Source organism: Rhodococcus sp. X156 (assembly GCF_004006015.1).
Lineage (GTDB): Bacteria > Actinomycetota > Actinomycetes > Mycobacteriales > Mycobacteriaceae > X156.
In genome coordinates, this window is record NZ_CP034766.1 from 3,181,270 (window position 1) to 3,193,594 (window position 12,325).

Here is a 12,325-nt window from a genome sequence, read left to right on the forward strand (position 1 = left end):
TCACAGTCCTTGGTCACGTTGCCACGCCCAGCCGTCGGTAGCGGTCCAGCCTGGCGGTGCGCAGGTCCGTCGGAGTGCGGGTCAGCAACATCGCCAGCTCGTGCTCCAGCACCCCACCGAGCCGGCTCAGGAACTCCGCAGGCTCGTCCGCGGCGTCGGGGTGCTCGGCCACGATGCGGTCCACGATGCCGTTGCGGAGCAGGTCCAGGCTGCGCACCCCCTGGGCGGCCGCCATCTCGTCCGCCCGGTCGGTGGTGTGGAACCGGATGGCCGAGGCCCCTTCCGGGGGCAGCGGCGAGAGCCAGGCGTGCTGCGCGCAGAGCACCCGGTCAGCCGGCAGCAGCGCCAGCGCTCCCCCGCCCGCTCCCTCACCGAGCAGCAGGCAGATGGTGGGCGCGGCGAGGGTGGTCAGCTCCACCAGGCAGCGAGCGATCTCCCCGGCCAGGCCACCCTCCTCGGCGTCCTTGCTCAGCGCCGCGCCGGCCGTGTCGATCACGGTGACGAGGGGCAGGCCCAGCCCGGCGGCCAGGCGCATGCCCCGGCGCGCCTCGCGCAGACCCGCCGGGCCCAGTGGCTGGTCGGCGAACTTGCGGTCCTGGCCGAGCACCACGCAGGCGGCCGGGCCGAACTTCGCCAGGGCCAGCAGCAGCCCGGGCTCCTGCTCCCCCGCACCCGTGCCCTGCAGGGGAGTCACCGTGTTGGCGGCGACCTTCAGCAGGGCCCGCACCCCGGGCCGGGCCGGGTTGCGCGAGCGCTGGATGGACTCCCAGGCCGGCACGTCCGGCAGCTGCTCCAGCGGCAGGTTGGGCACCGCCGGAGGGGCCTCCCGCGGGGCGCAGAGCACGGCCAGCGCGTCGGCGGCGATCCGGCGCAGCTCCGCCGGCGCCACCACGGCGTCGATGAGCCCGCGGGCGGCCAGGTTCTCCGCGGTCTGCACGTCCGGGGGGAACTCCTCGCCGTAGAGCGCCTGGTACACCCGCGGGCCCAGGAACCCGAGCAGGGCGCCCGGCTCGGCCGCGGTGACGTGGCCGAGCGAGCCCCACGAGGCCATCACCCCGCCGGTGGTGGGGTGACGCAGGTAGACCACGTAGGCCAGCCCGGCGGCCTTGTGCGCCGCGATGGCCGCGGAGATCTTCACCATCTGCAGGAAGGCGACGGTGCCCTCCTGCATGCGGGTGCCGCCGGAGGCCGGTACCGCCAGCAGCGGCAGCCCCTCGGCGGTCGCCCGCTCGATGCCCAGGGTGAGCCGCTCGGCGGCGGCCACCCCGATGGAGCCGGCGAGGAAGCGGAACTCGCACATGATGATCGCGACGCGGCGACCCTCGATGGCCGCCTCGCCGGTGATCACCGACTCGTCCACCCCGGAGCGCTCCCGCGCCGCGGCCAGCTCGTCGTGGTAGCTCTGCTCCGGCTCGCCGTGCACGCCCCGGGGCGGCAGCGGCTCGGTGTCCCAGCGCTGGAAGCTGTCCGGATCGACCACCAGCTCCAGCAGCTCGACCGCCCCGAGCCGGCTCACGGCGCCGACTGCTCGAGCCAGGCGCGGATCTCCGCGCCGTGCTGGTCCAGGGTCGGGGGGGCCGTGTGCGTGGTGCGCACCGTGGTCTCCGACGCGTCCAGGCCCGCCGGCTTGTCGGAGATCTCCTGGAAGCGCAGCGGCGGCCCGGGCAGGGTGATGGGACCCAGCGCCGCGTGGTCCACCTCCACCAGCAGCCCCTGCGAGCGGGTCTGCTCCCAGGTGTAGACCTCCTCGAGGTTGCGCACCTTGCCCGCGGGCACCCCCAGCTCGTCCAGGCGAGCCAGCAGCTCGGCGCTGGGCAGCGTGCTGAAGGCCGCGTCCACCGCGGCGATCACCGCGTCGCGGTCACCGACCCGCTCGGGGTTGGTGGCCCACTCCGGCCGGTCCAGGCCGAACTCCGGGGCGAACCGCCGCCACAGCCCCTCGCTGCCCACGGCGATCTGCACGAAGCCGTCGGCGGCGTGGAAGAGGCCGTAGGGGCAGATGGACGGGTGGTGGCCCCCAGTGGGCTGCGGGACCTCCCCGGCCACGGTGAAGCGGGTGCCCTGGAAGGCGTGCACGCCCACGATGGACGCGAGCAGGCTGGTGCGCACCACCCGGCCGCGCCCCGTGGTGGTGCGGGCGTGCAGCGCCGCGACCACCCCGTAGGCCCCGTTCATGCCGGCCAGCAGGTCACCGATGGGCACGCCCACCCGGGTGGGCTCGGCCGCGGACGGGCCGGTGAGCGACATCAGCCCGGCCTCGCCCTGGGCGATCTGGTCATACCCCGGCCGGGTGCCCTCGGGGCCGTCGTGGCCGAAGCCGGTGATCGACAGGACCACCAGCCGCGGGTTCAGCTCGGCGAGCTGCTCCACGCTGAACCCCAGCCGGTCGAGCACGCCGGGGCGGAAGTTCTCCACCAGCACGTCGGCCCGGGCGATGAGCGCGGTGAGCGTGGCGCGACCGTCGTCGCTCTTGAGGTCCAGCGCGATGGACTCCTTGTTGCGGTTGCAGGACAGGAAGTACGTGGAGTGGCGCTCCCCGTCCGAGCCGTCCACGAAGGGCGGGCCCCAGCTGCGCGTGTCGTCCCCGCTGCCCGGCGACTCCACCTTGATGACCCGGGCACCCAGGTCACCCAGCATCATCGCGGCGTGTGGCCCGGCCAGGGCGCGGGAGAGGTCGACGACCAGGATGTCGGACAGTGGTCCCGTCATCAGGCCACCGCCCCGCCGTCGAGGAAGTCGTACTCCGCCGAGTCGGCGCCGCCGGAGAGCTGGGCGTAGCCGGGGCCGCGGTCGAAGAAGGCCTCGTCGCCGGTGCGGGCGCCCCGCAGCTCGGCGCGCAGCGCCTCGGTGGCCGCGACGTCCGCCTCGGGCGCGTCGGCGTCACCAGTGATCACCACGCCGTAGTCGGCGCGGGCGGCCTCCACGGAGACCTTGCCCCACAGCACGTCCCGCACGACGTGGTCGACGTCGCGGTCGAGCGGGTCACCCCAGCCGCCACCACCGGTGGTGCGGATGCGGATGAGCCCGCCGGCGGGCACGAACTCGGCGTCAGCCAGGGCGTCCACCACCCGCTCGTTCGGGCCACCGGGGTCGATGGTCACCGAGAAGGACTCACCGGCCTTGCCGCCCTTGACACCCCAGCAGGCCAGGATGGAGCGGTCGGCGATGGACATGAAGTGCGCGTCCTTGCGCATCCGGATGAGCTTCTCGTAGCCGAGACCACCGCGGAACTGGCCGGCGCCGCCGGAGTCCTTGGCCAGGCCGAGGCGCTCCACGATGAACGGGAAGCGGGCCTCGGTGAACTCCGAGGGCAGGTTCCGGGAGTCGGGCACCACGTGGATGGTGTCCTCGCCGTCGGCGTAGTAGCGCCCGCCGGAGCCGCCGCCGAGCACCTCCCGCATGAGGTAGGGCTCGCCGCTGTCGTCGTTGCCGTACACCCCGGTGTAGCGGATGGTCTCCTGGTCGGCCGGCATGCGGCCGTCCACGGCCTTGGCCACCACGCCGGAGAGCACGCCGAGCAGCCGCAGGATCACGAACGTCCGGGCGTTGGTCGGGGCGGGGAAGATCGGCGTGACCAGCGTGCCCGGCGGCGGGAAGCGCATGTCGATGAGGTCGACCACGCCCTCGTTGACGTCGAGCTCGGCCATCCGCTCGGGGGTGTCGGCCAGGTTGCGCAGCACCGGGGCCAGCCACTTCTTGAGGAAGTTGCCGTCGGCGTAGTCACCGCAGTGGTTGATCGGGCCCTTGGCCTGCGGCGCGGTGCCGGTGAAGTCGATGATGAGCTTGGGGCCCTCGGGCTCGTCCTCGCCGACCTTGGTCAGGGTGATCCGCTGGGTGTGCAGCTTGGGGTCGTCCACGCCGTCGTGCTCGGCGTAGTCCTCCCACGTCCACGTACCGGTGGGGATCTTGGAGAGGATCTCGCGGCGGTAGGTCTCGGTGGTGCCGGAGACGATGGCGTCGAAGCAGGCCTCGATGGTCTCCCGGCCGTAGCGGGTGAACAGCTCGGTGAGCCGGCGCGAGCCCATCAGGCAGGCCGAGCACTCCGCGTCGAGGTCGGCGGCCAGCGAGTCGGGCATCCGGGAGTTGCGGGTCATGATCGACAGCGCCGCCCGGTTGGGCACGCCGGCGTCCCACAGCTTGATCGGGGGGACCATCAGGCCCTCCTCGAACACGCTGGTGGCGTGGCTGGGCATGGAGCCCGGCACGCCGCCGCCGATGTCGTCGTGGTGGCCGAAGGCCTGCACGAAGGCGACCACCTCGGGGCCGTTGCCGTCGTCGTGGAAGACCGGCACGGTGACGCAGAGGTCGGGCAGGTGCCCGATGCCGCCCTCGGACTGGTACACGTCGTTGTGGAAGAACACGTCACCCGGACGCATCGTCTCCAGCGGGAAGTCCCGGGCGATGGGCTGCACCAGCGCGCTGTAGGACCGGCCGGTGAGCTTGCGCAGCAGGCGGTCGTGGATGCCGGCGCGGTAGTCGTGCGCGTCGCGGATCATCGGGGAGCGGGAGGTGCGACCGATGGCGGTCTCCACCTCCATCTCGATCGAGGCGAGGCTGCCGGCGACGATCTCCTGCAGCACCGGGTCGACCACGGTGGAGCCACCTAGGGTCTGAGTCTTCATGCCGAAACCTCCGCGGTGGTGGTGACGAGCAGGTTGCCGAAGCGGTCAACCCGCGCGGTGAAGCCCGGGTGCACGGGCACGGTGGAGCCGAACTCCTCGATGATCGAGGGCCCGTGGAGCACGTCGCCGGGGGCGAGGTCAGCACGCCAGTAGACGGCGGCGTCGACGTAGCCGGTGTCGCCGTCGAAGCACACCGCCCGGGTGGCGGTGCGGGCGCGCTCGGGGTTGCCGTCGCCGGCGGCCAGCTCGGCCAGGTCCGGGCGGCGGATCGGGCCGATGCCCGACACCCGCAGGTTCACCCACTCCACGGCCTGGGTGTCGTCGCCGCGGAAGTCGTAGCCGTACAGCGCGCGATGGGCGTCGTGGAAGGCGCCGGCCACGGCCTCGGCCACGTCGGCGTCGAGCACGCCGGCCGGCACCGGCACCCGCACCTCGAAGGCCTGCCCGAAGTAGCGCAGGTCCGCGGTCCGGTCGTAGCGGTGCTCGGCGGCGGGGAAGCCCTGCCCGGTGAGCGCGGTGCTCGCCTGGCCCTGCAGCTCGGCGAAGATCGCCTCCACCGCTGCCGGCTCGAGGTCGTCGTGGCGGCGGATGGCGGTGCGCACGTAGTCGTTCTTCACGTCCACGGTGAGCAGGCCGAAGGCCGAGACGTTGCCCGGGTTGGGCGGGACCAGCACGCCGCGCAGGCCGAGGATGTCGATCAGCCGGCACAGCAGCAGCGAGCCGGAGCCGCCGAAGGTGGCCAGGGTGAAGTCACGAACGTCCAGGCCCCGCTTGACGGTGATCTGGCGAACCGCGTTCGCCTGGTTCCAGGCGGAGATCTCCAGGATGCCGGTGGCGCAGGCCTCCGGGGTCAGGCCGAGCTCGGTGGCCAGCTCGGTGAGCCCGGCGCGGGCGGCCTCGGTGTCCAGGGGCACCTCGCCGCCGAGCAGGTGCGGGGGGATCCGGCCGAGCACCACGTGGGCGTCGGTGATGGTGACCTCGCGGCCGCCCTTGCCGTAGCAGAGCGGACCCGGGTCGGCGCCGGCCGACATCGGGCCGACCTTGAGCGCGCCCTCGGGCGAGACCCAGGCGACGGACCCGCCGCCGGCGCCCACGGTGACCACGTCGATCATCGGGATCTTGGACGGGTAGACCCCGACGCTGCCCTCGGTGGTGAGCGTGGGCTCGCCCTCGAGCACCACGGACACGTCGGTGGAGGTGCCGCCGCCGTCGCAGGTGAGCACCTGGTCGAAGCCGGCGTTGCGGGCGATCAGCGCGGCGCCGAGCGCCCCGGCCGCCGGGCCGCTGAGCACCGTGGTGATCGGCTGGTGCACGACCTCCTCGGCGGAGAGCACCCCACCGTTGGACTTCATCACGTAGAACGGCATGGGGGTGTCGCGGCCGGCGAAGCTGTTCAGCCGCTCGGCGATCGAGCGGACGTAGGCGGACACCTTGGGCTTGACCGCGGCGTCGACCAGCGTGGTCATGGAGCGCTCGTACTCGCGGTACTCGCGCAGCACCTGCGAGGAGATCGACACGACCGCCTTGGGGTGCTCGCGCGCGATCACCTCGCGCATCCGCTCCTCGTGCTCGGGGTTGGCGTAGGAGTGCAGGAAGCACACGCCGAGGGTGTCGATGCCCCGGTCGCGGAACCAGCGGGCGACCTCGACGGCCCGCTCCTCGTCGAAGGGACGCAGCTCGGCACCGGTGTGGTCCAGGCGGCCACCGATGGTCTTGACCAGGTGCGCGGGCACGATCCGGTCCGGCTTGACCCAGAAGTAGGAGTTGCCGTAGCCGTCGGGCACCGACTGCCGGGCGATCTCCAGCACGAACTCGTAGCCCTCGGTGGTGATGAAGCCGAGCTCCTCCACCTTGCCCTCGAGCAGCTGGTTGGTCGCGACGGTCGTGCCGTGGCTGACGGCGGCGAGGGCGTCGCCACCCTTGCCGAGGAGGTCGAGGACCTTGTGCACGCCGGCGATGAACCCCTCCGCGGGGTCGGCCGGCGTGGAGGGCGTCTTGGTGGTGGTGAGCTGGCCGGTGGTCTCGTCGAAGGCCACGACGTCGGTGAACGTGCCACCGGTGTCGATGCCGATGCGGATGTGGGGAGGCGTCATGGGTGCGAGTCAACTGGCACTACTCGCCAAAGTCGCTGGCAATAGTTGCCGAGGGTGCGGCACGGGTTTTAGCAGCGCTCCGGTGCGGCCGACCGACCAGCGGCGACTCCGAGTTAAGTCTGCGAGACAGGCCGGTAAACCCCCAGGCGGCGGGCCGCACGTCCATTGACACCCCCCTCGGGCGTTGGTCGAATGTCGCGTAGTTCGAGACGCCGTCTCTGGCCACTTCCCCTACCGCTCAGCACCGGGGCGCTGCCCGCGCCCGGGTGCACCGTCCACTGTGGCCGCTCGTCGTCGATCCCCGCGCACGTCCCCTTGTCGCCCCTGGAGGCTTCGATGACGACCCACCTCGCCCGTCCGCCCGCCCGCCCCCGCCGGCTGCGCCGCCACCTCGGCGCCGTCGCCGCCGGCTGCGCCCTGCTGCTGCTGACCGCCTGCGGGGGGACGACCGGTGCGGAGTCCACCGGTGGAGGCGGCTCCGGGGACGCGGCGGCGCCGCTGGTCTACGGCATCTTCGCGACGCCGCTGGAGGAGCCCTGGGACGGCGCGATCCACACCGCGCTCACCAAGGCCGCCGACGAGGGCAAGATCCGCTACAAGCACGTGGACAACCTGAAGACCTCGGACTCGCTGGAGCGCTCCCTGCGCGACGTCGCGCGCACCGAGAAGCCCGCCGCCATCATGGGTGACGCGTTCGCGGCCGAGGAGGCCGTGCGGAAGGTGGCCGCGGAGTTCCCGACCATCCCGTTCGTCTTCGGGTCCGGGGGCAAGCCCGTCGCACCGAACATGAGCGTCTTCGACAACTGGATGCAGGACCCCGCCTACCTGGCCGGGATGCTGGCCGGAGGCCTCACCAAGACCAACACCATCGGGGTGGTCGGGGCCATGCCCATCCCCGAGGTCAACCGGATCGTCAACGCCTTCGTGCAGGGCATCAAGGCCACCAACTCCCAGGCCACGGTGAAGGTGTCCTTCATCAACACCTTCTTCGACCCGGCGGCGGCCAAGCAGTCGGCCCAGGCCCAGATCGCCGCCGGTGCCGACGTCCTCTTCGCCGAGCGTGACGGCGTGATCGCCGCCGCCAAGGAGGCGAACATCCCGGTCGTCGGCATGATGACCGACCAGTCCGCGGACGGGCCCAAGCACGTGGCGACGTCGCTGATCTGGAACGTCAGCCCCACCGTGGAGGCCGTGATCAAGCAGGCCACCGGCGGGCCCGAGGCCGTCGACCTCGGCAAGTTCTCCTTCATGAACGTGGGCGGCAGCGCACTGGCACCCCTGAACACCGACGTGGTCGGGGGCATCCCCGACGCGCTGGCCAAGCAGGTGGCCGCCAAGGAGCAGGAGATCAAGAGCGGGGCGTTCGTCACGCCGGTGGACGAGAGCGCACCGGCCGGCTCCATCGTGGTCGCGGGCGAGTGAGCGCACCGGCAGCGCGTGCACCCCACCGCGAGGCCGGCCCCGGCGAACCCCTCATCGAGCTGCGCGAGATCGGCAAGCGCTACGGCGACCTGGTGGCCAACGACGGCGTGACGCTGTCGGTGGCCGCCGGCGAGGTGGTCGCCATGCTCGGGGAGAACGGCGCGGGAAAGTCCACCCTGATGAAGATCGTCTACGGGCTGGTGCGAGCGGACTCCGGGACCATCTGGATGGGCGGCCGGGAGCTGGCCATCAGCTCGCCCCGGGACGCCATGGCCGCCGGGATCGGGATGGTGACGCAGGAGTTCTCCCTGGTGGAGACCATGACGGTCACCGAGAACGTGGCCCTGTCCGGCATCGGTCTCGGCCGGGTGGACCTGCGCGCGGCCCGGCGCCGCGTGGTGGCGGCGATGGAGCGGATCGGGGTGTCGCTGGACCCGGACGCGCTGGTGTCCACGCTGTCCATCGGCGAGCGCCAGCGCGTGGAGATCGTCAAGGCCCTCTTCCACGACTGCCGGGTGCTGATCCTGGACGAGCCCACCGCGGTGCTGGTGCCGCAGGACGTGCGGGCGCTGTTCACCACCGTGGAGCGGCTGCGCGCCGCCGGCCTCGGGGTGCTGTTCGTCTCGCACAAGCTGCGCGAGGTGGCCGAGATCTCCGACCGGGTGGTGGTGCTGCGCAAGGGTCGGCTGGTGGCCACCCGGCGGACCGCCGACGTGGACGTGACCACCCTGGCCGCCCTGATGATGGGCATCGCCGGCGACGCACCGCCGCCGTCGACCGAGGCCGCCACGGCGGTGGGCCTGCCCACCGAGGCCACACCGACCGCACCCGCCGAGCCCACCCCGGCCGCGCCCGTGCGCCCGGCCGGGTCCGCCGAGGCGGAGCCGGTGCTCCAGCTGAGCGGGCTGTCGGCGCAGCGGGGCGGTCGCACGGTGCTCGACGGGGTGGACCTGGTGGTGCGCCCCGGGGAGATCGTGGGCATCGCGGGCATCTCCGGCAACGGGCAGACCGAGCTGATGGACGTGCTGTGCGCGGTGCAGGCACCGTCGCAGGGCACGATTTGCGTGGCCGGCACCGACGTGACGCGGCTGGGCAGCGGCGCTCGCCTGGCTGCCGGGCTCGGGCGGCTCACCGAGGACCGCAAGGGCAGCGTGGTGCCCACCATGAGCGTCGCCGACAACCTGGTGCTGGAGGACCTCGCCGCCTACACCCGCCGCGGGCTGCTCGACCGCCCCGCGGTGCGGGCGCACGCCGAGGAGATGATCGAGCGGTTCGCCATCCGGGCCAAGCCGGGCGACGCCATCGGCACGCTCTCCGGCGGCAACGTGCAGAAGGTCCTGCTGGCCCGTGCGCTGGCCCGCCGGCCCCGGGTCCTCGTGGTGGCCCAGCCCACCCGGGGGCTGGACGTGGGCGCCTACCGGTACGTGCACACCCAGCTGCAGCAGCTGCGCAGCTCCGGCGCCGGCGTGGTGGTGATCTCCGAGGACCTGGACGAGATCACCAGCCTCTGCGACCGGATCGCGGTGCTCTTCCGCGGCCAGGTCGTCGGCGAGCTCTCCGGCGCCGACGCCACCCCCGAGCGACTGGGCCTGATGATGGCCGGCGAGGCAGTGCACGTCATGAGCGAGCGAAGCGACGTGGGAACGACGTCATGAGAATGGTCCTACGTGGCCACGAGCCGCGCTGGGTGGCCCCCGCCGCGGTGGCTTTGGCCATCCTCGTCACCGTCGCCCTCACCGCCATCCCCATCCGCCTCGCCGGCGCCAACCCGCCGGCGGCGTTCGAGCGGTACCTGTTCACCCCGCTGAGCTCCACGGCAAACCTCTACGAGGTGCTGCTCACGGCCACCCCGCTGCTGTTCACCGGGCTGGCGGTGGCCATCGCCTTCCGTGCCGGCTACTGGAACATCGGCGCGGAGGGGCAGTTCCTGGCCGGCGCCATCGGCACCACGGCCATCGGCCTGGGCCTGCCCGACCTGCCTGCCCCGCTGGCCCTTCCGCTCGGCTTCCTCGCCGGAGCCCTGGGCGGCGTGCTGTGGGCGACCCTGCCCGCGTGGCTCAAGCGGCGCGCCAACATCGACGAGGTGGTCACCACGCTGCTGCTCAACCCGGTGGCCCTGCTCGTGGTGCAGGGCCTGCTGGTCGGGCCCTGGCGCAACTCCAGCAGCGGCTTCACCGACTCCAACCGGATCGGCCACGGCTACGACCTGCCGGCGCTGCTGCCCGGCACCCGGGTGCACTGGGGATTCGCCGTGGCCCTCGTGGCGGTCGTCCTCACCTGGCTGGTGATGTCGCGGACGGCGACCGGGGTGCGCATCAGGGCCGCCGGCCAGGCCCCGCAGGCCGCCGCGTTCAGCGGCATCGCCGTGGGCCGCCTGCAGTGGCGGTGTGCCCTGGTCTCCGGCGGTGTCGCCGGCCTGGGCGGCGCCTCCCAGGTGATGGGCGTGCAGCACCAGCTGACGGCGGGCATCAGCAACAGCTACGGCTACACCGGCGTCATCATCGCCACCCTCGCCGGGCTGAGCGCGGTGGGCGTGCTGCTGGTCGCCGGCCTGCTCGCCGACATCACCGTGGGCGCGGAGAACGTCTCTCTGGTGCTGCAGGTGCCCGCCCAGCTCGGCCGCGTGTTCAGCGCCCTGCTGCTGCTGGTCGTGCTCTCGGCGATGATGTGGCGCCGCTACCGCGTCCAGCTGCGCACCCACACCCGCCGGCGATCGCGGTCGAGCGCGGCCGAGGAGGTACCCGCATGAGCATCAACGTCCTCGCCCTCATCGGCGCGATGCTCACCATCGCCACCCCGCTGGTCTGGGCGGGCGTGGGCGAGCTGGTGGTGGAGCGCACCGGCATCCTGAACCTGGGCATCGAGGGCACCATGTACCTGGGCGCCTTCGCCGGCTTCCTGACGGCCGTGCGCACCGGCTCACCGTGGCTCGGGCTGCTCGTGGCCGTCGTGGCCGGGATGCTCGCCGGGGTGCTGATGGGTCTGCTCACCGTCACCCTGGGGCTCAACCAGCACGTCTCCGGCATCGGCCTGACCCTGCTGTTGGTGGCCTCCTGCGAGTTCACCTTCCGGCTGCTCTACGCCGGAGACCGCCCCACCATGGACCGCAAGTTCGAGGTGCTGCTGGCCGACGTGCAGGTGCTCAACCAGCACTGGCTCACCTACCTGGCGTTCCTGGTGCTGGCTCCTGGAGCCTGGTGGGTGCTGCGCTCGACCGGCGTGGGCTACCGCCTGCGGGCGGTGGGTGAGAACTTCGAGGCCGCCGAGGTGGCCGGCATCTCGGTGACCCGCACGCGCTACGCGGCGCTGGTGGTCGGCAGCGCCTTCATGGCCATCGGCGGGGCCTTCCTTACCCTGGCCGTGCTGGGCAGCTTCACCCTGGACATCATCAACGGCCGGGGCTGGGTGTGCATCGCGCTGGTGATCTTCGCCAAGTGGCGGGTGTGGCCGGCCCTGGGGGGTGCACTCATCTTCGCGGTGACCGACGCGCTGCAGCTGCAGCTGGCCATCACCGCCACGTTCAGCCAGATCCCCCGCGAGCTGATGCTGGCGCTGCCCTACCTGGCCGTGATCGCCGCCCTCTTCGTCTGGGGCCGCAAGGTCCGCTACCCCGCCTCCTACCTCAAGGCCTACCGCCGTGCCTGACTCCTCTGCGCCTGACTCCTCTGCGCCGACCCCACTGCGCCCGACCCCTTTGCGAACGGAAGCACCATGACTGACCCGACCCTGACCGACGAGGCCCTGCTCGCCCACGCCCTGGCGGCGGCCCGCACGAGCCTGGCCGAGGGTGGCATCCCGATCGGCGCCGCTCTCGCCCACGCCGGCGAGATCCTCGGGGTCGGCCACAACCGGCGGGTGCAGGACAACAGCGCCATCCGGCACGGCGAGACCGACTGCCTGGAGAACATCGGGCGGCTGCCGGCATCGGTCTACGCCGGCTCCACCATGGTCACCACGCTGTCCCCGTGCGACATGTGCACCGGCGCGATCCTGCTCTACGGCATCCCGCGGGTGGTCATCGGGGAGAACAGCAACTTCACCGGGGGCGAGGACCTGCTGCGCTCGCGCGGGGTGCAGGTGGTGGTGCTCGACGACGCCGAGTGCACCGAGATGATGGCGGCCTTCATCGCCGACCAGCCGCAGCTGTGGCACGAAGACATCGGCGAGCAGGGCTGACGGCCGGCCCGG

The 12,325-nt window shown here is 72.5% G+C and carries 9 protein-coding genes; 5 read left to right on the forward strand and 4 right to left on the reverse strand.

Translation table 11 applies throughout. The features are described 5' to 3' along the window. Window positions 1–13: 13 nt before the first annotated feature. From ELX43_RS15025 to ELX43_RS15040, 4 genes are read right to left on the reverse strand one after another with little or no spacing between them, the layout of a single operon-like run. Entirely contained in the window at window positions 14–1,516 is a 1,503-nt protein-coding gene (locus ELX43_RS15025; RefSeq protein ID WP_127784117.1) for a carboxyl transferase domain-containing protein, read from the reverse strand. Next, window positions 1,513–2,709, reverse strand: a complete 1,197-nt coding sequence (locus ELX43_RS15030) for a CoA transferase (RefSeq protein WP_127784118.1) — start codon at window positions 2,707–2,709, stop codon at window positions 1,513–1,515. The genes ELX43_RS15025 and ELX43_RS15030 overlap by 4 nt, the downstream gene beginning before the upstream one ends. Then, complete coding sequence (locus ELX43_RS15035) at window positions 2,709–4,622, reverse strand: hydantoinase B/oxoprolinase family protein (protein ID WP_127784119.1); 1,914 nt, start codon at window positions 4,620–4,622, stop codon at window positions 2,709–2,711. The genes ELX43_RS15030 and ELX43_RS15035 overlap by 1 nt, the downstream gene beginning before the upstream one ends. After that, window positions 4,619–6,715: a hydantoinase/oxoprolinase family protein gene (locus ELX43_RS15040; RefSeq protein WP_127784120.1), complete on the reverse strand. Its 2,097-nt coding sequence runs from the start codon at window positions 6,713–6,715 to the stop codon at window positions 4,619–4,621. Before ELX43_RS15040 ends, ELX43_RS15035 begins: the two co-directional genes overlap by 4 nt. Before the next feature lie 336 nt (window positions 6,716–7,051). Here ELX43_RS15040 and ELX43_RS15045 point away from each other — a divergent pair, with 336 nt between their 5' ends. From ELX43_RS15045 to ELX43_RS15065, 5 genes are all read left to right on the forward strand, one after another. Then, a complete protein-coding gene (locus ELX43_RS15045; RefSeq protein ID WP_127784121.1) occupies window positions 7,052–8,137 on the forward strand; it encodes a BMP family protein in 1,086 nt (361 codons plus the stop codon). Beyond that, on the forward strand, window positions 8,134–9,792 hold the full coding sequence (locus ELX43_RS15050) for an ABC transporter ATP-binding protein (protein WP_127784122.1): 1,659 nt from the start codon (window positions 8,134–8,136) through the stop codon (window positions 9,790–9,792). The genes ELX43_RS15045 and ELX43_RS15050 overlap by 4 nt, the downstream gene beginning before the upstream one ends. Further along, entirely contained in the window at window positions 9,789–10,886 is a 1,098-nt protein-coding gene (locus ELX43_RS15055) for an ABC transporter permease (RefSeq protein WP_127784123.1), read from the forward strand. Before ELX43_RS15050 ends, ELX43_RS15055 begins: the two co-directional genes overlap by 4 nt. Next, complete coding sequence (locus ELX43_RS15060) at window positions 10,883–11,782, forward strand: ABC transporter permease (RefSeq protein ID WP_127784124.1); 900 nt, start codon at window positions 10,883–10,885, stop codon at window positions 11,780–11,782. The genes ELX43_RS15055 and ELX43_RS15060 overlap by 4 nt, the downstream gene beginning before the upstream one ends. Before the next feature lie 66 nt (window positions 11,783–11,848). Then, window positions 11,849–12,313 carry a nucleoside deaminase gene (locus ELX43_RS15065; protein WP_127784125.1) on the forward strand — a complete coding sequence of 155 codons (465 nt, stop codon included), beginning with the start codon at window positions 11,849–11,851 and terminating at the stop codon, window positions 12,311–12,313. Window positions 12,314–12,325 lie beyond the last annotated feature (12 nt).